This window comes from Allosaccharopolyspora coralli (genome assembly GCF_009664835.1).
In the GTDB taxonomy this organism is placed as follows: domain Bacteria; phylum Actinomycetota; class Actinomycetes; order Mycobacteriales; family Pseudonocardiaceae; genus Allosaccharopolyspora; species Allosaccharopolyspora coralli.
On the sequence record NZ_CP045929.1, the window covers coordinates 700,741 to 723,674 of the forward strand.

General features: G+C 67.9%; 29 protein-coding genes and 1 pseudogene. 16 read left to right on the forward strand and 14 right to left on the reverse strand.

The genetic code is table 11. The features are described 5' to 3' along the window. Nucleotides 1-131: 131 nt before the first annotated feature. Nucleotides 132-563, forward strand: coding sequence for a MerR family transcriptional regulator (locus GIY23_RS03325; protein ID WP_154075315.1), 432 nt, complete (start codon nt 132-134; stop codon nt 561-563). After that, entirely contained in the window at nt 560-1,225 is a 666-nt protein-coding gene (gene merB, locus GIY23_RS03330) for an organomercurial lyase (protein ID WP_154075316.1), read from the forward strand. Before GIY23_RS03325 ends, merB (GIY23_RS03330) begins: the two co-directional genes overlap by 4 nt. A gap of 87 nt (nt 1,226-1,312) precedes the next feature. Here the strand turns inward: merB (GIY23_RS03330) and GIY23_RS03335 are convergent, their stop codons facing one another. The 3 genes from GIY23_RS03335 to merA all read right to left on the reverse strand — a co-directional run bounded on the left by GIY23_RS03335 (nt 1,313) and on the right by merA (nt 3,991). After that, nucleotides 1,313-1,822, reverse strand: a complete 510-nt coding sequence (locus GIY23_RS03335; RefSeq protein ID WP_154075317.1) for a DUF1440 domain-containing protein — start codon at nt 1,820-1,822, stop codon at nt 1,313-1,315. Between the two features lie 86 nt (nt 1,823-1,908). Next, nucleotides 1,909-2,544, reverse strand: a complete 636-nt coding sequence (gene merB / locus GIY23_RS03340) for an organomercurial lyase MerB (protein ID WP_154075318.1) — start codon at nt 2,542-2,544, stop codon at nt 1,909-1,911. A 31-nt stretch (nt 2,545-2,575) separates the two neighbouring features. Beyond that, the gene (gene merA / locus GIY23_RS03345; RefSeq protein WP_154075319.1) at nt 2,576-3,991 is read right to left on the reverse strand and encodes a mercury(II) reductase; all 1,416 of its coding nucleotides are present in this window, start codon (nt 3,989-3,991) and stop codon (nt 2,576-2,578) included. A gap of 126 nt (nt 3,992-4,117) precedes the next feature. Here merA and GIY23_RS03350 point away from each other — a divergent pair, with 126 nt between their 5' ends. The 5 genes from GIY23_RS03350 (at nt 4,118) to GIY23_RS03370 (ending at nt 6,976) form a co-directional block, all read left to right on the forward strand. Further along, nucleotides 4,118-4,507, forward strand: coding sequence for an ArsR/SmtB family transcription factor (locus GIY23_RS03350; RefSeq protein WP_154075320.1), 390 nt, complete (start codon nt 4,118-4,120; stop codon nt 4,505-4,507). Nucleotides 4,508-4,513: 6 nt separating this feature from the next. Further along, a complete protein-coding gene (locus tag GIY23_RS03355; RefSeq protein WP_154075321.1) occupies nt 4,514-4,795 on the forward strand; it encodes a hypothetical protein in 282 nt (93 codons plus the stop codon). A gap of 120 nt (nt 4,796-4,915) precedes the next feature. After that, on the forward strand, nt 4,916-5,455 hold the full coding sequence (locus GIY23_RS03360; protein ID WP_154075322.1) for a hypothetical protein: 540 nt from the start codon (nt 4,916-4,918) through the stop codon (nt 5,453-5,455). 97 nt (nt 5,456-5,552) lie between these two features. After that, nucleotides 5,553-6,089 (forward strand): TlpA family protein disulfide reductase, encoded by a 537-nt coding sequence (locus GIY23_RS03365; protein ID WP_154075323.1) that lies wholly within the window; start codon nt 5,553-5,555, stop codon nt 6,087-6,089. Further along, complete coding sequence (locus GIY23_RS03370) at nt 6,086-6,976, forward strand: cytochrome c biogenesis CcdA family protein (RefSeq protein WP_154075324.1); 891 nt, start codon at nt 6,086-6,088, stop codon at nt 6,974-6,976. Before GIY23_RS03365 ends, GIY23_RS03370 begins: the two co-directional genes overlap by 4 nt. A 422-nt stretch (nt 6,977-7,398) precedes the next feature. On the opposite strand, the gene GIY23_RS03375 is transcribed toward GIY23_RS03370, so the two are convergent. Then, nucleotides 7,399-7,773: a transposase gene (locus tag GIY23_RS03375; RefSeq protein WP_228717520.1), complete on the reverse strand. Its 375-nt coding sequence runs from the start codon at nt 7,771-7,773 to the stop codon at nt 7,399-7,401. Nucleotides 7,774-7,907: 134 nt separating this feature from the next. Between GIY23_RS03375 and GIY23_RS03380 the strand changes: the two genes are divergently transcribed. Next, nucleotides 7,908-9,043 (forward strand): IS3 family transposase gene (locus GIY23_RS03380; protein ID WP_154075325.1). Its coding sequence is split into 2 segments (ribosomal slippage): nt 7,908-8,106 and nt 8,106-9,043, totalling 1,137 coding nucleotides; the frame shifts between segments, so codons are not numbered across the junction. A 43-nt stretch (nt 9,044-9,086) separates the two neighbouring features. Here GIY23_RS03380 and GIY23_RS03385 read toward each other — a convergent pair. The 3 genes and pseudogenes from GIY23_RS03385 to GIY23_RS22575 all read right to left on the reverse strand — a co-directional run. Further along, nucleotides 9,087-11,624 (reverse strand): annotated as a pseudogene (locus GIY23_RS03385) (Tn3 family transposase); the annotation flags it as partial. An 854-nt stretch (nt 11,625-12,478) separates the two neighbouring features. Beyond that, a complete protein-coding gene (locus GIY23_RS03390) occupies nt 12,479-12,802 on the reverse strand; it encodes a hypothetical protein (RefSeq protein WP_154075326.1) in 324 nt (107 codons plus the stop codon). After that, nucleotides 12,799-13,587 (reverse strand): ParA family protein, encoded by a 789-nt coding sequence (locus GIY23_RS22575; RefSeq protein WP_187352006.1) that lies wholly within the window; start codon nt 13,585-13,587, stop codon nt 12,799-12,801. Before GIY23_RS22575 ends, GIY23_RS03390 begins: the two co-directional genes overlap by 4 nt. Nucleotides 13,588-13,857: 270 nt before the next feature. Here GIY23_RS22575 and GIY23_RS22580 point away from each other — a divergent pair, with 270 nt between their 5' ends. Both GIY23_RS22580 and GIY23_RS03400 read left to right on the forward strand, forming a co-directional pair. Beyond that, nucleotides 13,858-14,085, forward strand: coding sequence for a hypothetical protein (locus GIY23_RS22580; RefSeq protein ID WP_187352007.1), 228 nt, complete (start codon nt 13,858-13,860; stop codon nt 14,083-14,085). Continuing rightward, on the forward strand, nt 14,082-14,492 hold the full coding sequence (locus GIY23_RS03400) for a ribbon-helix-helix domain-containing protein (RefSeq protein WP_154075328.1): 411 nt from the start codon (nt 14,082-14,084) through the stop codon (nt 14,490-14,492). Before GIY23_RS22580 ends, GIY23_RS03400 begins: the two co-directional genes overlap by 4 nt. Nucleotides 14,493-14,762: 270 nt before the next feature. Here the strand turns inward: GIY23_RS03400 and GIY23_RS03405 are convergent, their stop codons facing one another. Together GIY23_RS03405 and GIY23_RS03410 are read right to left on the reverse strand one after the other, a co-directional pair. After that, nucleotides 14,763-15,731, reverse strand: a complete 969-nt coding sequence (locus tag GIY23_RS03405) for an acyl-CoA desaturase (RefSeq protein WP_154075329.1) — start codon at nt 15,729-15,731, stop codon at nt 14,763-14,765. Nucleotides 15,732-15,843: 112 nt separating this feature from the next. After that, nucleotides 15,844-16,032: a hypothetical protein gene (locus tag GIY23_RS03410; RefSeq protein WP_154075330.1), complete on the reverse strand. Its 189-nt coding sequence runs from the start codon at nt 16,030-16,032 to the stop codon at nt 15,844-15,846. Between the two features lie 170 nt (nt 16,033-16,202). Between GIY23_RS03410 and GIY23_RS23365 the strand changes: the two genes are divergently transcribed. From GIY23_RS23365 to GIY23_RS22585, 5 genes are all read left to right on the forward strand, one after another. Further along, nucleotides 16,203-16,430 (forward strand): helix-turn-helix domain-containing protein, encoded by a 228-nt coding sequence (locus GIY23_RS23365; RefSeq protein ID WP_154078576.1) that lies wholly within the window; start codon nt 16,203-16,205, stop codon nt 16,428-16,430. A gap of 87 nt (nt 16,431-16,517) precedes the next feature. After that, complete coding sequence (locus GIY23_RS03420; protein ID WP_154075331.1) at nt 16,518-16,874, forward strand: hypothetical protein; 357 nt, start codon at nt 16,518-16,520, stop codon at nt 16,872-16,874. Between the two features lie 225 nt (nt 16,875-17,099). After that, nucleotides 17,100-17,303, forward strand: a complete 204-nt coding sequence (locus GIY23_RS03425) for a cold-shock protein (protein WP_154075332.1) — start codon at nt 17,100-17,102, stop codon at nt 17,301-17,303. 347 nt (nt 17,304-17,650) lie between these two features. Beyond that, nucleotides 17,651-18,028, forward strand: coding sequence for an STAS domain-containing protein (locus GIY23_RS03430; protein WP_154075333.1), 378 nt, complete (start codon nt 17,651-17,653; stop codon nt 18,026-18,028). Then, the gene (locus GIY23_RS22585) at nt 18,028-18,204 is read left to right on the forward strand and encodes a hypothetical protein (protein ID WP_187352008.1); all 177 of its coding nucleotides are present in this window, start codon (nt 18,028-18,030) and stop codon (nt 18,202-18,204) included. The genes GIY23_RS03430 and GIY23_RS22585 overlap by 1 nt, the downstream gene beginning before the upstream one ends. Before the next feature lie 859 nt (nt 18,205-19,063). On the opposite strand, the gene GIY23_RS03435 is transcribed toward GIY23_RS22585, so the two are convergent. After that, entirely contained in the window at nt 19,064-19,264 is a 201-nt protein-coding gene (locus GIY23_RS03435; RefSeq protein WP_154075334.1) for a cold-shock protein, read from the reverse strand. A 658-nt stretch (nt 19,265-19,922) separates the two neighbouring features. Between GIY23_RS03435 and GIY23_RS03440 the strand changes: the two genes are divergently transcribed. Continuing rightward, nucleotides 19,923-20,252, forward strand: coding sequence for a hypothetical protein (locus tag GIY23_RS03440; RefSeq protein ID WP_154075335.1), 330 nt, complete (start codon nt 19,923-19,925; stop codon nt 20,250-20,252). Nucleotides 20,253-20,305: 53 nt separating this feature from the next. Here GIY23_RS03440 and GIY23_RS03445 read toward each other — a convergent pair whose 3' ends face one another. The 4 genes from GIY23_RS03445 to GIY23_RS03460 form a co-directional block, all read right to left on the reverse strand. Continuing rightward, complete coding sequence (locus GIY23_RS03445) at nt 20,306-20,542, reverse strand: YlcI/YnfO family protein (protein ID WP_154075336.1); 237 nt, start codon at nt 20,540-20,542, stop codon at nt 20,306-20,308. After that, nucleotides 20,539-20,862 (reverse strand): hypothetical protein, encoded by a 324-nt coding sequence (locus tag GIY23_RS03450; protein ID WP_154075337.1) that lies wholly within the window; start codon nt 20,860-20,862, stop codon nt 20,539-20,541. The genes GIY23_RS03445 and GIY23_RS03450 overlap by 4 nt, the downstream gene beginning before the upstream one ends. A gap of 498 nt (nt 20,863-21,360) precedes the next feature. Then, nucleotides 21,361-22,125, reverse strand: a complete 765-nt coding sequence (locus tag GIY23_RS03455) for a GAF and ANTAR domain-containing protein (protein ID WP_154075338.1) — start codon at nt 22,123-22,125, stop codon at nt 21,361-21,363. Between the two features lie 33 nt (nt 22,126-22,158). Next, nucleotides 22,159-22,908: a GAF and ANTAR domain-containing protein gene (locus tag GIY23_RS03460; protein WP_154075339.1), complete on the reverse strand. Its 750-nt coding sequence runs from the start codon at nt 22,906-22,908 to the stop codon at nt 22,159-22,161. Between the last annotated feature and the right edge of the window lie 26 nt (nt 22,909-22,934).

The following is a 22,934-nucleotide window of genomic DNA, read 5'->3' on the forward strand; positions in this document are numbered from 1 at the left end:
GCATTTTTCCGACACCCTCGAGCGGGTCTCGGGCTGGGTCAGCCGCCCGTGGCCGATGCTGTTGAGAAACGATCCTTTCTTGAACGCTCGGACTTGACTCGGTAGCTGGGTACAAGGTCTAGCGTCGGTGCATGAGGACCGGAGAGGTTGCCGGGCAGGCCGGCGTGAACATCCAAACGTTGCGCTACTACGAACGTCGGGGGTTGCTGCCGGAGCCGCCACGCCGCGAGTCCGGCTACCGGTCCTACGGGCGCGATGCGGTCGACGTCGTGCGGTTCATCAAACGCGCCCAGCAGCTTGGGTTCAGTCTCGACGAGGTGGACGGTCTCTTCGGGCTGATGGTCGGCGGTCCCGACGACTGTGCCCAGGTTGAGCAGCTGGCGCTGGCACGTCTGGCTGAGCTGGAGGACCGGATCGCCGATTTGCGCGCGATGCGGGACTCGCTGGAGCAGCTGGTGGCCACCTGCCATCTGCCGCGTGCCGAGCGGCACTGCCCGCTGCTGCGCGCCCTGGGCTGCGATCCAGACCGGCACGACACCCACGAAGGAGATGAGTTGAGATGACCACCACCGAACGCCACATCCAGGACGGTGTGCAGAGGTTCCTGGCGTCGATGCGGGGCAACCTGGACGCGACCGAGCGAGACCTGCTCCCGGTGCTTGCCCGCCTGGCCGCCGACGACGAACCGGTGACCCTCGCGCGGCTGGCCGCCGCCACCGCTTGGGAGGCCGACGAGGTTCGGGCCGCGCTGGCCACGTTCTCCCAGCTGGGCTACGACGAGCACGGTCGGATCACGGGGCTGTTCACCCGCTCGTCTGCCTGGTCGGTCGCGTTCACCGTCGATGGCACGACCCTGTATGGCTGCGCCAGTGACACTCTGGTGCTGCCGGTGATCCTCGGCCGTGCGGGTGTGGCCGAATCGACCTGCCCCGCCACCGGCGAGCCCATCCGCGTCGAAGTCACCCCTACCGAGGTCGTCAGCGTCGATCCGCCGCAGGCCGTGGTGTCGAAGGTTCGTCCCACCGAGGGGGTGACGGATCTGCTCACCGAGGTCTGCGGGCTCGGGCATTTCTACAGCTCGCCGGAGGCCGCCGCCGGCTGGCTGGCTGAGCATCCCGAGGGCTTCGTCGACACCGTCGCCGACGACTTCGATATCCACCGCCGGGCAGCCATCGAGCTGGGCTGGTCCGCCGCGGCACACGGCAAGCCCAGCCCCGCCGGGTAACGACATCGACAAACCACTCGCCATGTCAGCCGAGCTGAACGCTGGTTGGCTGTCGGACCGCGCTCGGTCGGCCGGACCGGCTGTCCGTCAGGCGCGGCGTCCGCGGAGGCACCAGGTGGCTTCGGTGACGCTGGCCACGGCCAGGCCGAAGGCCAGGTGGGCGGCGTAGCCGCGTGCGTGGGTGACCAGGGGGTAGGCGCGGTTGGGTGCGGAGAAGCCGACCAGCGGGGTGAGGAGTTCGTCGGCGATGAGGCTCATGGCCGTGCCCATGGTCAACCCTGCCGGGAGAGGTGGCAGCGTTGTGTGGCGGCGCAGCAGCGCATACAGCGGAGCCCAGGAGATCCCCAGTCCGTAGTGCAAGCCCATGGAGGCCTGCTGCAGCCGTTGGTCGTGCAGTGTGACCCCAAGCAGGTGGGCGGTTTTCTCGGCGGCGACCTGGAACGGTGGTCCGGGGCGGGCTTCGTCCTCCTGGGCGCGGTGTTGCTCGGATTCGCGGTGGTAGAGCGCCATGCTGATCGGTTCCATGACCTTGGTGCCCAGGTAGCCGGCCACGGCACTGACGGCCAGGTCCTCGAGGACGGTGGCTGCGGTGCGCATCGTGTCGTCCTCCTTGTCCTCGTTGCGTGGGGCCAGCGGCAGGCCTGATGTCGGAGCCAGACCTGCCGCGTTGGGTGTGCGGTCTTCTAGCAGCAGTCGGTGCCCATGTGCTGCTCGGCGAGCTGACGGCCGAGGGTGAAGGCCTCGGCCACGGGAAGCACGGCGGCTTCGGGGTGTTCGGACAGCCACGGTTGGGCGGCCTCAGGCGAGGCGAAGAAGTGCACCTGGTTGCAGAAGGCCGAACGCACCGACGTGCACTGCCCCGGTGTGACCAGCGAGACCACGGCGCCGGCCGGCTCGACGCCGACGACCCTGTCCGGCTCGACGGTCAGCCGCACGGGTGTGGTGGTGGCGTGGCAGGGCGATTCCACCTCGGCGGGGCGGTCGAGAACGGCCGGGAACAGCAGCGTGTCCAGCGCGCACCACGTGTACAGCTGCCGGCCGTCGACGGTGAAGTGGTGCGGAGTCCGGCGGTGGGTGAGACCGTAGCCGACGAGGCGGCAGTGTTCGTCGTATTCGGCATCCGGCAGCGCTGCCAGGGCGTGGCGTACCTCGTCGGTGCTGTGGCCGATGGCTGCGGCGAGCTCGTCGGCGGTGACCGGGTGGCCGCGGGCCAGTAGTCGCAGCAGTGGTGGCCACAGCCACGCCATGCCGCCCTCGGTGAGGGCGGAGCTCAGGGTGGCGTTGAGCCGCTCGGCCAGAGGGTTCTGTTCGGTGGTCATCACGCGGTCCTTCCTGGGGTGGCTGAGCGGGTCAGGCGGCGCAGCAGGACAGTTTGGACACGTCGCGGGTGAAGGTCTGCGCGGCGAGTTTGAGGGCTTCGGCCATGGTCAAATAGGGGCACCACAGCTCGCCCATGCCGTGCACGGTCATGTGGTTGTGCAGGGCGTAGACGGCGGTGGCGATGATGTCGCCGGCGCCGGCGGCCAGCACGTGCGCACCCAGCAGCCGCCCGGTCTCGGCCTCGGCGACGAGTTTGACCAGCCCGCGGGTGTCGCGGTTGACCAGCGCCCGCGGCACGTGCTCCAGCGTGAGCACGCGGCATTCACAGTCGTAGCCGGCCCGCTCGGCTTCGACCTCGGTCATCCCGGCAGCGGCGATGCTGGGGGTCGTGAAGGTCACCCGCGGCAGATGGTGGTAGTCCAGTGTTCGTCCGGCGTCGTGGAAGGCGTTGTCGACGACGACGGCGCCGTGCGCGCCCGCGACGTAGACGAACTGCGGGTGCCCGGTCACGTCCCCGGCGGCCCAGATCCGCGGGTTGTCGGTGCGCAGCTGTTCGTCGACGCGGACGTGGCCCCGGTTGCCGAGCTTGACCCCCATGGCTTCCAGATTGAGTTCGTCGGTGACCGCACGGCGTCCGGTAGCGATCAGCAGTTGCTCGGTGCGGACCTCGTGCGGGTGGCCGTCGCTGTCGGCGACCGTGGCGAGCACGTGGCCGTCGCGGTCTCGGCGCACGGTGCGCACCTGGGAGTGGGTGTGGGTGGTGATGCCTTCATCGGCGAAGACCTGCTCGACACCGGCGGAGACCTCAGGTTCCTCGGCCGAGGCCAACTGTGAGCGGGCGACGACGGTGACCTCGGTGCCCAGGCGGGCGAACAGTTGGGCCTGTTCCAGGCCGACGTAGCCGCCGCCGAGCACCAACATCGATTCCGGCAGCGCGTCCAGTTCCATCGCCGTGGTCGAGGTCACATAGTTCATCTCGTCGAGCCCGTCGATCGGCGGTGCCCACGGGCTCGAGCCGGTGGCCACGAGGTAGTGCTCGGCCTCGATCCGCTGGGAGCCGCCGTGGGCCAGCTCGACCTGCAGGGCCGGGCCGTCGACGAAGCTCGCCTGGCCGGCCAGGATCTCCCAGCCGTACTCGGTGGCCAGGCCGGTGTACTTGTCGGCCTGCATGTCGGCGACCAGGCTGTCTTTGCCGGCGATGAGCTCGCCGAAGGCGACCTCGTCGGCGCTGGTCCGAATGCCGGGGAAGTGCTCGGCCGAGAGTGCGACGTGGCGTGCCTCGGCGGCGGCCAGCAGCGCCTTCGACGGCACGCACCCGGTGTTCACGCACGTGCCGCCGATGGTGCCGCGCTCGACCATGACCACCGAGTAGTCCTGCCGCCGGGCGGCGATGGCCGCGGCGAAGGCCGCCCCGCCGGAGCCGATGATCGCCAGATCGAAAGCCATGCTTGCTCGCCCTTCTTCGGATGTGATGGGTTCTGCCCACCCGTCGTTGTATCCGCGTGAGCGGATGTATGCTGACACCATCGTATCCCCGCAGGCGGATATGTGCTCGACGGTGGGAGGAGATCCATGACCAGCACCGCACATCCCGATCCCGGCACACCGTTGCTGCCCGACGACGGCCAGCAGGTAGGCACGGTGGCGAAGTTCTTCCGCGCCCTGGGCGATCCCACCCGGCTGCGCCTGCTGGAGTTCCTGCTCGACGGTGAGCACTCCGTCAGTGACTGCGTGGCCCACGTCGGGCTCGCCCAGGGGCGGGTGTCGACGCATCTGGCGTGTCTGGCCGACTGCGGCTACGTGCAGGCGCGCCGCGAGGGCCGGTGGTGCTACTACCGCGTGACCGACCCGCGCGTGGCCGACCTGGTGACCCTGGCCCGCTCGCTGGCCGCCGACAACTGCACAGCCCTGGCCACCTGCGAGCGCATCGACGGGCCGCAGTCAACGCAGACAGGGATGTGATCAGCGATGAGCGATTCGGACACACGTGGCCTGCTCGCCGGACTCGGCATCGGCGCGGCCTTGATCCTCTGCTGCGCGGGCCCGGTGCTGATCGCGGCCGGAGCCCTCGGCGCCCTGGCCGGAATCTTGTCCAGCCCGTGGCTGTGGGCCGCCGCCGGCGTACTCCTGCTGGCCGCCCTGCTCACCACCATGCTCCGCGTGCGCAGCCACTCCCATTCAGCGGGCGCCTCGCCGTCTGAGCACACCGCCCGCACGGATGCGCCGCACCCACGCCGCGACCAGCCGTAACGACGGCTCTCCCCGCCAGTCAGGGCAAAGACTCCTGCCCTGTGCCGGAACTCCGCTTCGAGGAAGGAATGCCCACTCGTGCCGTCTGACTCCGACACGTCCGCTGCTGCCGCAACACCCATGCCTACGACCACGGTGCTGGCCCGACTGGCTCAGGATCGTGCCTCCCAGCTGATCTTCGCTGTGCTGGCCGTGGTGGCTTTCGGCGTCTACGGCAGCGTGCTGCCGGCCGAGGCCGCCGGAGGCCACCTCGGCCCGACCAACATCGTCCTGCTGAGCCCGCCGCTGCTGGCCTTTGCCCTCATGCTCGCTCTCGGGGTGGCGGTGGTGCTGACATTGCAGGTGTACTCGATGCGCCAAGCCGCAGCGGCACGGCGCTCCGCCGGCGGCCGCAGCGCTGTCGGCGCGGGTGGGTTCCTGGTCAGCCTCGTGCCCAGCCTGTGCTGCAGCCCCGTACTCCCGGCCGTGCTGGCGATCTTCGGCATCGGAGCCAGCGGAGCCACCGCGACGATGCAAGCCATCGTGCCGTACACATTCGCCATCCTGACCGCGATTCTGGCGCTCTTCGCCGCCACCGGTTGGGTGACGCTACGCCGCATCGCCGCCGCAAGCCCAGCCTCCTCTTCCAGCAGCGGCAATTGCTGCAGCCCGAGCAAGTAGGTCCGCATCACGCGCGGCATCCTCCTCGCCCCACGGGCCCGTAGCTAGGGCAACACGGTCCCCACGAATCAATGGTTGCGATGAAAGGTACGACCCCATGACCGTCCCCCGACCCCGCCGCGTGCACGGGGTGGTGGCGCTGGTCCTGTTGGCCGGGCTCGGCGTGGCCGGCTGCGGCACCAGCACTCCTCCCCAGACCGGGGCGGGCTCCGCCCCCCAGCAGCAGACAACTGCAGGCCACACCGGCACGGTGACAGCGCTGGACGGCACAAAACTCACCATCCCCGCCACAGGCCGGGTGACGGTGGCCTACTTCTTCGCCCCCGGCTGCGTGACCTGCGTCCCGGCGACCAAACAGCTCGCCCGAGCACAGCAGCAGACTGGGCAGCAGGCGCGGTTCGTGGCGCTGAACCTCATCCCCGACGTTCCGGCCGGTTCCGTGCGGAGTTTCCTGCGCTCGGCCGGAGATCCGCAGGTGCCCGTCGTCAAAAACGGCGTGCCGCTCGCACGGGCACAGCAGGTGACGTCCCTGGGCACCACCATCGTCTACGGCCCCAACGGGCAGGAGGTCTTCCGCGGCGTCGATGCCAGCGCCGGCGCCATCACCACCGCCATCCAGAAGGCTCGCTCATGATCGCGCTGCTGGCGATGGCCTTCGGCGCCGGGCTGATCTCGCCGGTCAACCCCTGCGGATTCGCGCTGCTGCCCGCGATGCTGGGCACTGTGGCCGATCCCGGCCGGCGACCCACCGCGAGCACCAGCACGATCGCACGCCTGGGCGCCGGCGTGAGTTCCGGACTGATGATCACGGCGGGGTTCGCCGGCACCCTCACCGTCGCAGGGCTCGCCCTATCCGCGGGCCTACGCGCGATCACCGGGCTCGCGCCCTGGTTCGCCGTCGCCGTCGGCATCCTGCTGGCCGTGGCAGGCCTGGCGATGCTCACCGGATGGCACCTGCCCTTACGCCTGACCAACCGGATCCAGCCGCGCCGGCACGGCGGCCGGTGGGGCCTGTTCGCCTTCGGCATCGGCTACGGCATCGCCTCGCTGTCCTGCACCGTGGCCGTACTGCTGGCCGTGGTCAGCCAAGCCCTCGCCACGACCAACCCGGCGGGCATGCTCGCCGTGTTCGCCGCCTACGCCACCGGCGCCGCCACCCTGCTGCTCCTGCTGTCCGTCTCGGCCGCCTTCGCCAGCAGCCTGGCCACCCGGTGGGTGCATCGGCTGCTGCCGCACACGCACCGCATCACCGCAGTCCTGCTCACCCTCAGCGGCGCCTACCTGCTCGCCTACTGGATCCCCGTCACCACCGGTGGACAACCCCCCACAGCCCTGAGCCTGGGACCGGTGGCCGGCGCCGCAGCCACCTGGATCACCACCCACCAAACCCTCGTCGTCATCCTGGCCCTGGCCACCCTCACGGCGGCTACGATCATCGCCACCCTGGGACCCCGACGACGGCCCGCCCCCGCGCGCGAGCACGAACCCGCCAGCCAGCCGATAGAGGACACCCAATGCTGACACGTGCCCTACTCGGGGTCTGAGTAGTAGCGGTACAGGATCCTCCGGTTAGCTCTGCTCCAGCGACGCCAATAGACCGCCGGGCTCGCCCATCTGTGCGCGAACCCCTACTCGACCGGTCGATCACCTTGGGATGGCTTTCGACGCCGTGGCCCATGAGTTCTGGACGCCCTGACACACAACTCCGGCCCCGGGACACCGCACGAATCTCGTCTGGTGCCTGCACACGGTTGTACGCACCGGGGATGGACCCGCTCAGGATGACAGTCGGTGGGCTGTCGTTTCTCGAAGCCGCAGTCAGCCAGGCCGTGCAGGGCTCACACGAGACCGACAGCGAGCCCCCGCTGCGCCCCTACGCCCAGCAGGGCTGACCTCGCACGACTGGTGTTAGCGGGCACCAGTGCGTGTCACTAGGCGATCGCTCAACGAGACGGGGCCAGGAGGTCGAGTCGTTTGGTCATGTCCAAGCGGAAGCGTCCGTAGGGGTTGATGTTGGACCAGAACAGTGGGCTGAGCGCTCGGCGCTCATCCGGACCGAGCAGTTCGTCCCAGCCCGGGCTGTCCAGGACGTTCTGCAACAGTAGGGTGTTGACGTGCACCAACGCCGACTGCAGCAGGTGCAGCGCGAGCATGGAGACCTCGGCGTGCTCGCGATCCGGCCCGGTCAGGTCGCCGTCCTTGCCGTAGAAGATGACGCCGTTGCCGGAGTTCCAGTTCTCCACCACTTGCAGCCCGCCGTGGATCTCGCGGCGCAGCGTGGGATCGGCGAGATAGTCGCAGGCGAAAATGGTGCGCACCGCCCGGCCCAGTAGAGGGCCGTGGCGTTTTCGGACAGGCAGCCAACTAAAATCGCTCCTTCGAGGGAAGGTTGTCTGTGTCTGGAACGAAGCGTCGGTCGTATTCTCCCGAGTTTCGGGATGAAGCGGCGAAGATGGTGACCGAGACCGGTCGTACGGTGGCCGAGGTTGCTCGCGAGCTCGGGTTGAATCAGCAGACCCTGCGGAACTGGGTGAACGCGTACGAGGCCGCGCACGATGCTCCGGAGCCGTCGTTGAGCGTGTCCGAGCGTGCGCGACTGCGTGAGCTGGAAGAAGAGAATCGTCAGCTGCGCATGAAGACGGAATTTCTGGGAAAAGCAGCCGCCTTCTTTGCCAGCGAGTATCGGTGAGCCAGCGGTACGCGTTCATCGCTGCAGAGAAGGACACCACGGACGAACACGGCGTGAAGAGCTACACCGTGGAGAACATGTGTGCCTGGCTCAACGTGTCGAAATCTGGATTCTACGACTGGCTGTCGCGACCCGAGTCGGACACCGACCGGCGCCGTCGCTACCTGGGCACGTTGATCAAGAAGTGTTTCGACGACTCCGATGGCACCTACGGCCACCGGCGCATCCACGCGTGGCTGGCCCGCTGCGGAGAGCCGGCCACGCCGGAGCTCGTGCGCAGCATCATGCGGGATCAGCAGCTCGTCCCCTGCCAGCCTCGGCCCTGGCGCCCGAGCCTGACCCAGGCGAGCACGCACGTGCTGCCGGACCTGCTCAAACGTGACTTCACCGCCCGTGAGCCGGGCGAGAAATTGGTTGGCGACATCACCTATATCCCGACCGGACAGGGATGGGTGTATCTGGCCACGGTCATCGACTGTTATTCGAAAGCCGTCGTCGGATGGGCCATCGACGACCACTACCGCACACCACTTATCGAGAAGGCGATCCACATGGCTGCCCGCAACCACACCCTTCCCGCCCGCGCGATTTTCCATTCAGACAGGGGCAGCAACTACACGTCCGCCGACTTCGCGATGACGCTACGCTCGCTCGGCATCCGACAATCCGTCGGACGCACCGGGATATGCTTCGATAACGCCATGGCCGAATCCTTCTTCGCCACCCTGAAAAATGAACGCGTTCATCGAGTTACCTACCTCACCAAAGACCACGCCAAGGCTGACATTGCTTCCTATATCGAGCTTCGATACAATCACCGCAGGCTCCATTCCGCTATCGGATACAAGGCCCCGAACGAAGCCCATGCCGAGTACTACAACCATGCGAACGCGGCATAAAATAACCCACTAACAAGCCGTCCGAAAACAGGCCGGCCCCTCACAGCTCTTCGAGGGCTTGGTAGGTGGGATGCTTGGGTCCGCCGCGGGTGAACCGGCGCAGGATCGACTCCGACTCGGCGGTGCCCAACCGCAAGGCGGTGGCGTATTTGACCATTTGGTCGTACTGCTGGGCAATGAGGTCCCACTTGATCGGCCTGGTGGTCACTGCGCCGAGGTGGGCCCAGGATCCGCCGTCGTCAGGCCGGTACAGCCGGATGGAGCCGATGTTTTTCAACCGGGGCAGTAGCCGGAACCCGAGCAGTTCGGTGAAGGCGAAGCCGACCACGCTGGCGCCGTGGGTGTCGACGTAGTTGGCGTCGATCTCGGCGTCGGTGCAGTGCCGCAGCAGCCCTTCGATCATCGCCGCGACCTCGGAGGAGGAGCAGGACTTGAGTTGGGAGTAGATGCAGGTGTGCTGACGTTCAACGTGCCAGTAGATCATCACCCCGGGCCCGCCGTAGCGCTGATGCCACTCGGTCATCAGGTTCGACTCCCACGAGCCGAACTTCTTCGAATCCGACGCGCAGGCGGTGCCCTGGCCCCACCACTGGGGATCGCGGGCGTCGAAGGTCGCGTTGACGAGCTTGGCCACCGCCGCGCGGAGGTTGTCGCGGGTGATGAAGTGCCGGCGTACGTGCCGTAGCTCGCGTTCGGTTTCCTCGTGCTCGCCGGTGGCCACGAGCTGGCGGATGCCGATGTTGGTGCCCAGGGCGAATAGGCACAGCAGCAGCCGCCGCCGCAGCGTGTCCCGGTCGAGCGTTTCGCGGGAGGCCACCGAGGAGAACTCGCCGGTGAAGTCGGTGAGGAAGTCGGCGTCCTTGAGCACGTCGAGCAGATCGAGGGTGCCCCAGCGGCGAATCACCTCGTCCTTGACCGCGGACAGGGTGCGGGGTTCGGGCAGCGGGTCAAGCTTGGGCACGGTGATCCAGGGCTCGCCGCGGCGCCGGGTGATCCGGACTCCGCCGGCGGTGCCGCCGGCCAGGGCGCTGTCGAATCGGTTCAAAGCAGTGGTCATGCGCTGCTTGAGGTCGGCGACGAACGCCTCGGCCTCGCGGGGCTTGCGCAGGGCCTCGTAGTGCACGTCGCGGGTGGATTCGAAGTCGGCCGGCAGGTCGTCTTCGGGATTGCGCCACCGGTTGCCGCCGGCGACATACAGCTCGCGGCGCCGCAGCGCATCACGCAGGGACACCAGGACACACAGCTCGTACGGGATGCGCTCGATGCGGCCCCGTTCGTCGACGACTGCGTCCCGCCAGGCCTTGGGCACCACTCCGTCGATGGGCACGCCGTTCTCCTCGGCGTAGAAGCGGGTCTTGCCGTCGGTGTCGCGATACCGCTGAAGCAACTCCAGGGCCTGCATGATCGGCCGGTAGGTGGTGTTGTTGCAGCGAAAGCCCAACGCGGCCAGCAGCGACGGCAGCATCCGGCGGTAGTAGTTCGAGTACGAGCTGCGCAGCACTGTGCGCACACGGGCCTGAAACGCCTGCTGGTTGGCCTTGGCTTCCTTGACCAGCTCCTGCAGCGTCGCCTCACCCACCACCGGGTACAGCGCGGTACGCACGTGCTCGTCCGGATGCTCAAGAGCAGCATCGGCCAGCCGAAACAGGATGCCTTCCTTGCCCCGTACCCGGCGCAGATCGTCGGTGAGTTCGCGCTCGACCTTCCGATCCGCCTTCGCGTTGATCTTGTGCACCAGGGCGATCAGCAGATCCACCAACGCATCGGTGATCTCGCTTTGGCGTGTCCAGCACAGCGCCGCCAGCAGGGTCAGCCGCACCTCAAGAGGTGATTCCCGCAGGTCGGAGGGATACGAGCGCATCGCCCGCGCCCGCCAGGCATCCACCAGCTTCTCCGAGGCATCGACGAACAATCCCTCCGGCAACCCAAGCTGGCGCACCGCCGAGAGCTTGTCGATCTCGCGCAGTAGCGTTTCCAGCCCGATCTGACCGGGGTCAGCCTTCAACCCCGCGAGCAACCCCCGCGAGCTGTGCTCGTCGGCAACCAGCTCCTCCAGCGCGGCTACACACTCCGCGGACAGCCGTTCCACGGTGCGCTGGCAAAACCGCTGCTCGAACGTCGAACGGGCCGAACCGACGATGCGGTCCAACCGCCCGGGAGGCTCCAGCCCCTCGGCGCGGCAGCGCACCAGCACCGCTTGCCGCAACCCCTCCTCGGTCAGCTCGACCGGGCAAACCTCCTCGGCCAGCCAGTCGGCAAGCTTGTCCTCATCACCCCGGGAGAACTCGCGAAAGCCGAACGCCGCCCGGATCTGCGCTCGGTGTCCCTTGATCGAGCGTGACCGCCACGAGTAGTGCCCGAACTCCTCGACAGGCACGCCGACCTGTTCAGCCACGTAGTCGACCGCCTGCGGAGGAATCTCCTCGGCGTAGCGCGGAAACCGCGCCTCGATCTCGAAGAACTTCAGCAGCAGGGCAAAACCCAGTCGGGTGGAGCCGGACTTGTTACCCACCAGCCGCCAGTCCGCGCCGACCAGCGTCCACGACCCCACCAGCTCATCCCGCCGCCACTCGCGCTGCATTCAGGAACGCTACCGCCCCGTGATCGGCACGAGCGCTGGCCCTACTTTGCCCCTCGGGCCAGCTTCGGGAGTCCAGGGCCTCCGGAGCCCGGTTCGAGCGCCTGAGCCGGAACTGGCGCCTGGAACTCGACCTCAGTGACGCGAGCCAAGTCGCGGCCTCGCTGGCTGAGCTGTGCGTGGCCGCCCGCAACTACGGCACCACCGTGCTCGTCCTGGACCCCGCCAGCGGAATGCCAGCGATGACGGTGCTCAGCGACTCGACGGCCCACTGACGTCTCGCATGTCTCGCAGAACTGCGAGACATGCGAGATCTGCGAGAGGCGGTGTCGGACGCTGTCGCTGGGGCGATGCGGTCTCCGACCGCGCCGGCGCCTCCGGCGGGAATGTCGCATCGGCGCGAGCTGCTGGTAGCGGGCCGGGTCGAACCCGAAGGGTGGCTCGACCGGCCCGCGTGACCGGATCGGCGGGACTCCCCTCCCGCGCCCGGTCCGCGCAATAATCGTACTCGTGTTCGACAGATCGCCAGGTATGTGCGCGGCCGGTCATGTCCTGCACGGCGGTCGGGTGCTCGCCGGGTGGCAACCGTGCGGCTGCCCGGGCGCGACCCATGGCGGCCCGGCCATCGCACCTACACCTGCCTCGCGTGTGTGGAAGCCGGGCGGGCCGCCGAAGCCAACCCTCTATGAGGGTCGCCACGCCCCAAGTGGCGATCAGCCGCAATACGGGCCACGGCTGCGCTGAGGTCTCTCGCATATCTCGCATTACTGCTAGGTCTGCGAGATCTCGCAGAGCTGCGAGAACGGCGCGTAATACGTGTTTGCGCAGCGTGTGACCTCGCAAGTCTCGCAGATCTGCTAGCTCTGCGAGGTCTGCGAGAGTCGGTGTCTGACGTCGTCGCTGTGGGCGATGCCGGCTTCCAGGAGCGCGGCGAGTACTTCGTGTTTGCTGGTGCCGGGCAGCTCTCGCCACAGCTGGTCGGCGGTGGCGGTGAGGTGTGCAGCGGTCTCGGCGGGCAGGTACCAGGACCGCGTCACCATCCGCGGTTTCTCTCGGGGCGGCTCGGCCGCCGGCGGGGCGCTCGTCGACGTCTCGTCGGGTCGGGACTCGGCGTAGCGGCCGGCCAGCCGGTTTCCGACCGCGCCGGCGCCTCGGGAGGACCCGAAGTCCTTCTTGCTCATGCCGGAGTCCCTTCGATCGCGTCGGCCACGGTGCGGTACGCCTGGGCGTGTTCGGAGTCGGGGGCGTAGTCGGTGACGGTGCGCCCGGCGTCCCAGGCCTCGGTGACGGTCACCGACAGCGGCAGGTGCGCCAGCAGCGGCAGGTGGTCGAGTTGGCCGAACTCGCCCATGACCGAGGAGGCGAGCTTGCCCAGCGGGCGGCGATACACGCTGGGCACCAGGCCGTGCAGGTGTAGCCGCGGCCGCCGCAGCGCGGCTTCTAGGGCCTCGATCTGATCGAGCAGTAGGCCCAGCGCCCGCATCGAGGTCCGTTCGGGCTGCACCGGGATCACCACGCCGTGCGCGGCGGCGAGCGCGTTGTCGGTGAGGATGTCCAGCGCGGGCGGGCAGTCGAGCACGCACGCGTCGTAGTCGTCGGCTAGTTCCTCCAACAGTCGGGCCAGTCGCCACTCGCGGGCGGGTAGCTTGTCCAGCTCCCGGCCGGCGACGAACATCGCCAACGCGTGCGGCAGCACGTCGAGCACCCCGCCGGCCTGCGAACTCGAGTGCCGCGCGATGAGTTCCTTGGCTGGCCCCCGATAGACCCCGGTCAACGCGTCCGGCAGCGTTGGCCCGTCCGGCGACGCCTCGGACAACCCGAGTGCCTCGGTGGTCAGATGCCCCTGCGGGTCGAGATCGACCAGCAGGACCCGGCGGCCCCGGTCGGCCAATGCACCGCCAATGCCGGCGGCCAGGCCGGTCTTACCGACGCCGCCCTTCTGATTGAGCACGCTCGTGATTCGCACGTCTCGCACACCTCGCAGTCCTCGCAGGTCTGCGAGATCTCGCAGACCTGCTATGTCTATCAGACCTGCGAGAAAACGCGCGCCGATGTGCTGTTTCGCCGAGCCGTCCGCACATAACCCGTCGTGGCCGACGCGAGGCTTACCAGGACATTTCCGGCGCCGGCAGGTGTTGACTCCCTCATTTGTGTAGGACAGTATTCGGGAGTGGGTCAGGTCCGGTTCGCTAAATCGGCACGCAAGCACAAGGTCGCGGCGGGACGGGCCCGGGCGGTGCTCGCACAGCCGTACGTAGTGGTGCCGGAGCCGCGCCCTGGCGGACTCCCGGACATGCTCATGCACCTGGGTGACGACCACACCGGCCGCGCCTTGGAAGTGGGCGACGTCGAGCTCGCCGACGGCACCGGCGTCCTGGTAATCCACGTGATGGACCTGCGGAAGAAGTACCGGGGCCTCTACGAACGCGGCAAACAGCAGACCGAGGACGGGGGCCAGCAATGACCACCAAACGCAAGCGCCACACGCCACCGGCGCAGCAGGTGGCGCGCAAGAAGACCTCCGCCGGCGGCACCTACCGACAGGGGAAGGCGACCAAGCCGACGGACGAGCCGGTGGACCTCAACGCCGAGGAGCTCTACGACACCGCCGGCAACCGCATCACCGAGGACTACGTCGCCGAGGCGGTCGCCGAACTCGAAAGCGACGAGCTGGTCGTCGACGAGACCCGCGCCCAGTTCCCCGGCCGCGGCCGACCGTCGCTGACCGCGCCGGGCACCCGCTCCCCGCGAGTCGACGTCCGGGTGTCGAACTCAATCAAGGTCGAGATCGAAAAGATCGCCCACCAGCAGGGACGCCGCGAGTCGGAGGTCGTCCGCGACGCGCTGGAGCAGTACCTCGCCAGCCACTGACCAGCTGCTCACCGAAGGTTTACTGGTTCGACCGGCACCGAAGGGGTATCGGTAGCACATGCCGAAAAACCAACGGTTAGCTCTGTTTCGCCAGGTCAGGAGCGGGGTTGAGTGGTATGTGCTTGATGATGCCAGCGGCTACTGGCCGCTGCGCGAATCGTGACGTCAGCCAGCTGCGGCGATGGCCCGTTCCCGCTGCGGCGGAGACTCGATCACTACTCTCGGCTGTCCGCCAAAGCGGGAACGGTCCACAAGTGGGAACACTTCACTTCATGCGTTTTGTAGGGTCCGTTTGGCGAGGCGTTGTGGTGTGGGCCAGCGGACCTTGTGTACCCACCCGAGCTTTTCGAACACCCAGATCGTTCGGGCGGAGATGTCGAGTTGCCCGCGTCCGACCCCGTGACGGGCGCAGGTGGGGTCGGCGTGGTGCGAGTTGTGCCAGGATTCGCCGAAGGACACCAGGGCCAGTGGCCAGAAGTTCGCGGCTTTGTCCCGGCTTTTGAACGGCCGTTCGCCGATCATGTGACAGATGGAGTTCACCGCCCAGGTGACGTGGTGCAGCAGTCCGACCCGGACGAGCCCGGCCCAGAACAGCCCGGTCAGCATGCCCCACCAGGACCAGCTGAGCACTCCGCCGAGCACGGCGGGCAGCAGCAGCGTCGCCGCCGTCCACACCGGGAACAGGCCGTTGATCCGGGTCAGTGTGCGGTCCTTGAGCAGATCGGGCGCGAACCGCTCGGTATTGGTCTGATTCCGGTCGAACAGCCAGCCCATGTGGGCGTGCCAGAATCCGCGGGCGACCGCGAGCGGAGTGGTGCCGTACAGCCACGGTGAATGCGGGTCGCCTTCCTTGTCTGCGTAGGCGTGGTGCCGGCGGTGGTCGGCGACCCATTGGATGATCGGGCCCTGCACGGCGAAACTGCCCGCCACGGCCAGGAACGCTCGCAGCGGGCTGTTGGCTTTGAACGCCCCGTGGGTGAAGTGGCGGTGAAAGCCCACCGTCACTCCCAGGCCGGTGAGGCAGTACAGGGACAGGGCCAGGGCGAGATCCACCCAGCCCAGGCCCCAGCCCCAGGCGACGGGCACGGCAGCAATGAGGGCCAGTAGTGGTGCCACCGTAAAGACCGCGATCACAGCGATCGCGGCCCGGGACTGCCGTTTCCCGCTGATCGGGGGGCGGGCGGTGCCGAATCGGGATGTTCGCGAAGTATCGGCCTGGTCCACGGGTGAGGTCGTCATCGCCTCTCACTTCACACGTCGGTACGTACTGTCGGAGCCCTCCGGTTGGCCGGCCCACCCTCTGCTGCCGCGGCGTCCTGCACGCCTCTGCGAGCGGGTGGCAGATGTGTGCTCACGGGTGCCCGATACGGACCGCGCCAACCAACGAGGGGAGGTTCCTCGGAGTCTTGGGCGTGCCTGCGGGGTGTGCGACCTTTCCTGCCAGTTGCGTCGGGTAGCGCAGTGCCGAATGCGGCTCAGCCGGCGCGCGAAGCAGGAACGAGGCGTTCAGCTGCAGCTGCAGGCCCGGCTGTGCCAGCATTGCCCCTCGTCAGGCGTACCCGGAGCAGGGATTCGGGGAAGCTGCGACATGCATCGTTGGGCACGGAGTCGGCCGCGGGCTTTCCGGTGCGGGGCTGACTGCTCAACCACTGGTATGTGGGTACCCGCAACGAGCACACCGTCAAACCGGGCTGCGGCGAGACGCGGTCGATGCTTCGACCGGCAGGACAGGGGCGACCGCGGCACCGCGGGCACAAACCCCAACCACGGCAACCAGCCGCCATCGACGCAGACACCCTCGCCGTCGCTCGCGCCCGCCGCGCCCGCGGAGAATCGGTCACCACCATCGCGAACCACCTCGGCATCGGCCGCTCCACCCTCTACCGAGCCCTGGGCTCCGAAGACAAGACAGCACCAGCAGAGCCGAGCGCGTCATAGCTCCCGCGTCTATCCCATCGCTCGTTTGCGGCTGGTGACAGCTTCCTTACCAACACCCCCGTCACGCGGGAGCGGTTGCGTCGGCTGTTGGGCGAGGTCGAGGGTGCCGCCCCGGAGCAGGGTGTGGCGGCGGAGCGGTTGGCGGTGGTGCGTCAGGTCCGCGAGGGGCTGGACCTGTTCGAGGCGGATGCGTTGGTGGCCGCGCGGCAGGCGGGGCTGGACTGGGCCGAGATCGGGGCCGCGTTGGGCATGAGCGGGCAGGCCGCCGGTAAGCGGGCGCGGCAGCGCTATCAGCTCACCGATCCCCGCACCGACCGGGACACCGGTCGGCCCCGCACCCGGGGCACATACCGTCCCCGCACACCCCGCAACGCCGACGGCGACATCACCGCCAACCGACTGACCCTGCCCATCCGGCCGATCCAAGGTTCTGAGCTGCGGTGACGGCAAAACTTACATTTTTGACATATCTTGCTCTGCCGCACGGTGTAGAGTGCATGGTGGTCGTTGTATTTCTGGGTTCGTGTTTTGCGCATGCTCGCAGGATGTTGATGCGGGCGAGCTTCTTTCTTTGGTTGCAGCTGGAGTGGAGTCGCCGTCTGAAGACTCGGCCCGGGCTTCCGCACGGTGTGGTTGCCCGTCATTCCCCAGCTCCCGAAGGAGACAGACATGACCAACGGAACCGTGAAGTGGTTCAACTCGGAAAAGGGCTTCGGCTTCATCGCCCCGAACGAGGGCGGCCCGGACGTGTTCGTGCACTACTCGGCCATTGACGCCTCCGGCTTCCGCACCCTCGAGGAGGACCAGCAGGTGGCCTACGACGTCAGCCAGGGCCCCAAGGGCCTGCAGGCCGACACCGTGCGCGCGGTCTGAGACTCCGCTGAGTTTCTTCCCGGGCCGCACCGCGTGGTGCGGGCCGGGGACGGCGGTTTCACCCCGGCATAGCTCCCGTACTCGCCACTTTGCGGTGCGGTTGAGGCAGGCCGAACCGATCTAGTCCCGCAGCACGCTCGTCGCCGTGACGACGCTGCCCGCCACTGGGCGCGCAACGAAGCGGCTGGCTGCAGCCTGCTGCAACACCAGTTCCTCTCTCTTCCGGTTGAGCCGAGCGCGTTTCCACGGGCCGGGTTCCCGGAACCCTTGTTTCTGTCTGCGGCCTGCAGCGGCAACTCTCTGCGTTGCGCCAGTCCACAGGATCCTTCGACGTGCATTGGAGCCCGATGCGGGTTAACTACAGCCTGATCACGACCCTGCCCACAGTGTTCACAGTGGATGGTGACCTCGCCGGCGAGGGAGTCGCCCTGCTGGCGGAGCGGCTCTGGCCGCATGTGCTGACCGGACCACCGGCAACGCTCGTGGACCTGGCCCTGGCCACCACCATCGATGCCGCCGGGCTCGACCTCCTGGTCGCCGCACACGCCTACACGGCCCATCGCCGCATCCCTCTTCGCATCGTCAACGCGGCGCCCCGCGTGCTCCGCGTGCTGCATGCGGCCGGAGTGAGCGCGCTCCCGGCCCACAACCCCCGCGCTGAGTTCGCGACCACCACGGCCACGACCCCGGCACTCCAGCAGAACGCCGCGGTGGTGTCGGCTTGATGCGGCACTGCCGCCACGTCGCGCGGACGTTGTCCGATGATGCTTGGCAGATCACCGATGCCGAAGGCCAGCACACGGCGCGCATCGCCGGCACCGAACACGATGCGATCGCCCGCGCCCACCACCAGCTCGCCGCCTACGGCGGAGGACACGTGTCCCTCACCGACGCCGACTGACCACCGCCCCCAACCACTGGCCGCACACGTGAAGCCCACGGGTGCGACCGAGGGCATCAGACCTCCCGAAAGGACCTTCCTGTGAACCTCTCCACCTCCCTCCGCCCCGGCAACGGACCTCGGAGCGGCTCTGTACGCGCGGGCCGGCGCGGCAAGATCACACAGGGCAAGACCCACAGCGAAGCCATGCGCTGCCTGAAACGCCGCCTCGCCGACCACGTCTGGCGCACCATGATCACCGACGAACGACGATTGGCGGCAGGCCCGGGAGGACATTCGGGGGCGTCTCTATCGTCCAGCGCGGTCGGCTCAACCCCGAACACCGACTCTTCGGACCAGTCACTTCCCGGGCCCACCAGTGCTCACCATACCGAACCAGTCCTCACCGGTTGACAAACACAGAGGAACCCCGTTTTACGGACTCGTTGTGTGGGGCGCGTGGGGAATATCCAAACGAGAAGTGGCGCTTGTCCGTGACTATCACGGACAGCCACGGACTATCTGCGGTACAGCCCGTCCCGTAACCTCACTGACCAGTGTGGACGGATCGGGAGACCAGGTCGACACGGCGTGTTTATCTGCGATAGGACGATCGCATCCGATGCGGAATCGCGTACCAAGCGCGGTGATGCCGACTCGCGGTGTCAATGGACCAGCACGTTGAACTGCACTGACAGGCCTTAGCGGGAACCAGAAGTGCCAAACAAGCGCCACTTCTGGTTCCGCTACTACTCAGACCCCCCATCGGGCGCGTGTGTCGACGCAAAACAGCCCCTCTCCGGTGGAGAGGGGCTGTTGTTTTCCTCGCGATGTCCCCGCCGGCGCTGGGCCGGTCGAAGCACCGAAAGAAAGGGGGGGATCAGACCTGGACGTTGCTGGCCTGTGCGCCCTTGGGGCTCTGGGTGACCTCGTAGGTCACCTGCTGGTTCTCAGCCAGGCTGCGAAAGCCGCTGGCGTCGATGTCCGAGTAGTGTACGAACACGTCCGGACCACCCTCGTTCGGGGCGATGAACCCGAAGCCCTTTTCCTCGTTGAACCACTTCACGGTTCCCTGTGTCATGCTCTGCCTCCTCTGGGAGCTGGGATGACGGGTGGCCACACCGTGTGGCAACCCGGGCCGGCGTGTTTCACAGACGACCCACTACTCCAGCTACAACCAAAGACAGCACAGCGCGCCCGCATCAAACGTCTGAACGAGCGTGCACAAACACGAGCCCAGAAACCAACGACGGCCACCCCCTGCAACCCCACACCCCCCTGCGTTATTCCTCCACCAGCGGCACCGCCAGTCCCGAATCCCGTTAACGGAGGATCCTGTTCCGCTGCTACTCAGACCCGATATTGGGGCCTGTCGGCGCCGGAGACGTGGCGCCCGGTGTTGGGGTTAGAAGAACCGGGAGAAATTAAACGGTAGCGATCATCGCAGCTGGTCAAGCTGTCGCGTGTTGCTCGGCGAGGTGCTGCTCCCCTGCAGCGCGGGCAGCCGAGGAGGTATCGGCGAGACCGGTGTCTCCGCACTCGCTACACATCCAGCGATACTGCACCCACGCGGAATCATTGCCGGTTCTGTCGCTGCGTTCGGTGTGCACGTCGACCGTGGGGTGCTCGACCATACTTCCTTCGCCTGTGTCCTCGGCTTCGAGACCGCCAGTATAGGGCGTTCACGAACGCGGCGCGGCGGTTCCGGTTCTTCCCCAGACCCCTCGGGGACCCCGCGCATGCTGGGACCGTGCCCAGAACCTCGACACGTCGCTGCGCGGGATGCGGGTCTCGACTACCGCGCGGGGCCGGCCCCGCGCCGGCGGGTGTGCGGCAACGCCCGCGCCTACCGGGCCCGCCGCCGGCGGGAGAACGCGCTGCTGCGGATGCTGGAAGCATTTCCGGCGGTGCTGACCACGGGCACGCCCGGTGCGGCCGGGACCGTCTGCCCGGGCTGTGGTTGGGCGATCTATCCCGGCGGCCGTCGGCTGCGCGCCGACGCCCGGCACTGCTCAGACACCTGCCGCCAGCGCGCTCACCGCGCCGCAACCCGGCCCGAACGATCATGACGGGAAGCCGTGACAGCACCCGGGACAGAACGCGTCGCTGCTGCGCGCGATCCTCAGGCTGAGTCGCGTAGCTCGTGTTCGACGGCGCGGCGGATCCACGCCGACAGGGACCGGTCGTCGTCCTCGGCGGCGCGGCGCGCCCGGTCGAGCACATCCAGGGGCAGTCGCACGGGCACCGGGTCCGACAGCTGCTGGCGGCGCCGCCGGGCGGGGCCCTGCGGCTGCTGGTTCTCGGCCCTTGCGTAGAAGTCGTATTCCTGCTCGGGGGTCATCGCGGTGTTGTTGGTCATCGGTCCCTCCGGTATTGCGCGGCGAGGCCCGGAGCGGCCTCGTAACAGCCAATCGGGCGGCAGCGACGGACATCGCCGCTGCGCGCCGGTGCCAGCGGCACCATGAGCACCCGGCCGGCCACCTCGGCGACCATCAGCCAGTGCGCCGGCGGTTTGGCCGGGTAGAACAGCGGATCGGCCGCCCACACCTCGGCGACGTCGTCGACACCCAGGTGCGGGTGTTTGAACAGGTGTGCGGCCTGCGAGTCGATCTCGAACGGATCCTGTTCGTCGAGCAGATCAGGGTCGAACAGCTCCGCCTCGGATCGCTCGCCAGCCACCTTCCAAGGGTACTACAGTCGAATACGCTCGACTACAAGCGACTACACGCTACTCGGTTCACTGGCGCTCCGGCGTGTCGGGAAACGGTCGTTTGCAGACACCTTGCGTCGTCTGTCAGTTTCCGAAGTCGACTGCACGAGCGACCTGGGGTTTCGCCCGTGAGTGCAGAGGAGTTCGGACAGCCGAGCTGCTCGAACTCGTGTGCACGGCCGTCGCTTTGGTCAGCGACCCTTCACTCGCGGAGCTTTGCCGTCCTCGATCCGCCAGTCGTCTCACGAAGGATCCTGCTGTGACACGGGCCTTGTGCCGGGTCAGCGTTGGGTGGCGAAGCCGATTCCGAGCGATGAAGGTGCCTCCGGTCGCGGTGTCGAGTCGACGGCGAGCGCCACGCATCGTCCACTATCTGTGCTGAGCCGAACCACGTGGCCGCAGACGAAGCCTCGCCGAACGTCCGAAAGGGGATCCGCCGCAGTGGTACGCCGGTCGACGGGGTGGGTTCAGGCGTCGGGGCTGGTGTGCGGGGTGTGGGGTTGGGCCAGGATCGCCTCGAGTGCGTCCATGTTGGTGGTGGTGGCGATGTGGCGGGCGAGTGCGGACAGGTGTTGGCCCTGGCCGCGGGCGTAGTCGCGCAGCAGCACGTAGGCGGTGTGTGGGGGGAGTTGGCCGTGTTCGGCCAGGGTGCCTTTGGCTTGTTCGAGCACGACGCGGTGGTGCAGGACGGCTTGGAGTTGTTCGGCCAGCAGGTCGCCGCGGTGGAGGGCGGGTTGTTGCAGCAGTCCGATGGTGGCCATGTCAGCTAGGGATTGGCCCAGTTGCAGGCTTGCCTCGTCCACCCCGTCGGGGGTGGTGTTGAGTAGGGTCAGGCTGCCGATGATCTTGCGGTGGGACCGCATCGGCACCGCGGCGGCGGCCTGGTAGCCGGCCTGGGTGGCGTGCTCGGCGAAGGCGGGCCAGCGTTGGCCGTGGTCGGCCAGGTTCGGGATGGCGACCGTGCTGCCGGTGCGGACGCATTCCTGGCACGGCCCGGCATAGGTTTGGGCGGTGAACAGCGCCACGAGCTCGGGTGTCTCGTGTGAGGTGGCGGTGGGGTGCCAGCCGCCGCGCTGGTCGGACAGGATCACTCCGGCCGCGGCGACGTTGAGGTGCTGGCTGGCCTTCTCGGCCAGGAGACCGAGGAAGTCCAGCAGGTCGAAGTCGTCGACGAGCGTGTCGGCCAGGGACACGAAGGTGTCGGCGAGGTGCTGCTGTTCTTCGGTGCTCATCACACGGGGGCCTTTCGCTCGTGCTCGCGCTGCTCAGGACAGCGGGTCCGGGTCGGTGTCGGCGGAAAACCGCAGTTCGCGGGCCACGATGTGGCGGGCGACGTCGGTCAGGGCGAGTTCGTGGGTGTAGGCGTGGGCGCGCATCCGCAGCAGCGCCGCCTCGGTGCTCGACCCGAGTTGGATCCGGACCATGCCCGAGGCTTGGTGGATCTCGGCGTGCGGGTCGGCCAGCCAGCTCACGTCGTCGGTGGCGTGCCCGTCCAGTTCGGTCATGATCGTGTGGGTGGCCAGATCCGCCAGGATCAACGCATCAGTGATCGCCGCCTGACCCAACGGGCCCGTGGCGTCGCGGTAGCAGTCCAGCGATCCCAGCCGGATCACCCCGACCTGCAGTGGGAAGGAGAACACCGCCGCAGCCCCCAACGTGTGGGCCTGCTCGGCGAAGGCCGGCCACCGCTGGTGCGCCTGGGCCAGGTCGTCGACGAGCACCGGTCCCCCGGTGGTGAACGTGTCCAGACACGGGCCCTCACCCACGGTCAGCTGCAGATCTTCCAATCCGGCGCTGACGTCGTTGCTCGCGTGGACCAACCCGCGGCGGGTGGCCTGCCCATCCCCGTCGCCGTCGCCGTCGCTGAGGTGGGTCAACACCGTGGCCCCGGCCCCGGAAACGCCCAGCTCGGAGACACACCGCCCGCAGAGCAGACTCATCCGCGAGGCCCCGGGCTGCTGCTCGGCGTCGGTGGCCAGCAGCGCCTCGAGCGCCTGGCGCCGCTGCTCACTCATCCTCTGCTCCACTCCTCGAGCGCTCG

Excerpts from the sequence above, each read along its gene's own strand:
- GIY23_RS03325 (WP_154075315.1), top strand. The coding sequence starts at position 132 with ATGAGGACCGGAGAGGTTGCCGGGCAGGCCGGCGTGAACATCCAAACG.
- merB (WP_154075316.1), top strand. The coding sequence starts at position 560 with ATGACCACCACCGAACGCCACATCCAGGACGGTGTGCAGAGGTTCCTG.
- GIY23_RS03335 (WP_154075317.1), bottom strand. The coding sequence starts at position 1,822 with ATGCGCACCGCAGCCACCGTCCTCGAGGACCTGGCCGTCAGTGCCGTG.
- merB (WP_154075318.1), bottom strand. The coding sequence starts at position 2,544 with ATGACCACCGAACAGAACCCTCTGGCCGAGCGGCTCAACGCCACCCTG.
- merA (WP_154075319.1), bottom strand. The coding sequence starts at position 3,991 with ATGGCTTTCGATCTGGCGATCATCGGCTCCGGCGGGGCGGCCTTCGCC.
- GIY23_RS03350 (WP_154075320.1), top strand. The coding sequence starts at position 4,118 with ATGACCAGCACCGCACATCCCGATCCCGGCACACCGTTGCTGCCCGAC.
- GIY23_RS03355 (WP_154075321.1), top strand. The coding sequence starts at position 4,514 with ATGAGCGATTCGGACACACGTGGCCTGCTCGCCGGACTCGGCATCGGC.
- GIY23_RS03360 (WP_154075322.1), top strand. The coding sequence starts at position 4,916 with ATGCCTACGACCACGGTGCTGGCCCGACTGGCTCAGGATCGTGCCTCC.
- GIY23_RS03365 (WP_154075323.1), top strand. The coding sequence starts at position 5,553 with ATGACCGTCCCCCGACCCCGCCGCGTGCACGGGGTGGTGGCGCTGGTC.
- GIY23_RS03370 (WP_154075324.1), top strand. The coding sequence starts at position 6,086 with ATGATCGCGCTGCTGGCGATGGCCTTCGGCGCCGGGCTGATCTCGCCG.
- GIY23_RS03390 (WP_154075326.1), bottom strand. The coding sequence starts at position 12,802 with ATGAGCAAGAAGGACTTCGGGTCCTCCCGAGGCGCCGGCGCGGTCGGA.
- GIY23_RS03400 (WP_154075328.1), top strand. The coding sequence starts at position 14,082 with ATGACCACCAAACGCAAGCGCCACACGCCACCGGCGCAGCAGGTGGCG.
- GIY23_RS03405 (WP_154075329.1), bottom strand. The coding sequence starts at position 15,731 with ATGACGACCTCACCCGTGGACCAGGCCGATACTTCGCGAACATCCCGA.
- GIY23_RS03410 (WP_154075330.1), bottom strand. The coding sequence starts at position 16,032 with ATGCTGGCACAGCCGGGCCTGCAGCTGCAGCTGAACGCCTCGTTCCTG.
- GIY23_RS23365 (WP_154078576.1), top strand. The coding sequence starts at position 16,203 with ATGCTTCGACCGGCAGGACAGGGGCGACCGCGGCACCGCGGGCACAAA.
- GIY23_RS03425 (WP_154075332.1), top strand. The coding sequence starts at position 17,100 with ATGACCAACGGAACCGTGAAGTGGTTCAACTCGGAAAAGGGCTTCGGC.
- GIY23_RS03430 (WP_154075333.1), top strand. The coding sequence starts at position 17,651 with ATGCGGGTTAACTACAGCCTGATCACGACCCTGCCCACAGTGTTCACA.
- GIY23_RS22585 (WP_187352008.1), top strand. The coding sequence starts at position 18,028 with ATGCGGCACTGCCGCCACGTCGCGCGGACGTTGTCCGATGATGCTTGG.
- GIY23_RS03435 (WP_154075334.1), bottom strand. The coding sequence starts at position 19,264 with ATGACACAGGGAACCGTGAAGTGGTTCAACGAGGAAAAGGGCTTCGGG.
- GIY23_RS03440 (WP_154075335.1), top strand. The coding sequence starts at position 19,923 with ATGCTGGGACCGTGCCCAGAACCTCGACACGTCGCTGCGCGGGATGCG.
- GIY23_RS03445 (WP_154075336.1), bottom strand. The coding sequence starts at position 20,542 with ATGACCAACAACACCGCGATGACCCCCGAGCAGGAATACGACTTCTAC.
- GIY23_RS03455 (WP_154075338.1), bottom strand. The coding sequence starts at position 22,125 with ATGAGCACCGAAGAACAGCAGCACCTCGCCGACACCTTCGTGTCCCTG.
- GIY23_RS03460 (WP_154075339.1), bottom strand. The coding sequence starts at position 22,908 with ATGAGTGAGCAGCGGCGCCAGGCGCTCGAGGCGCTGCTGGCCACCGAC.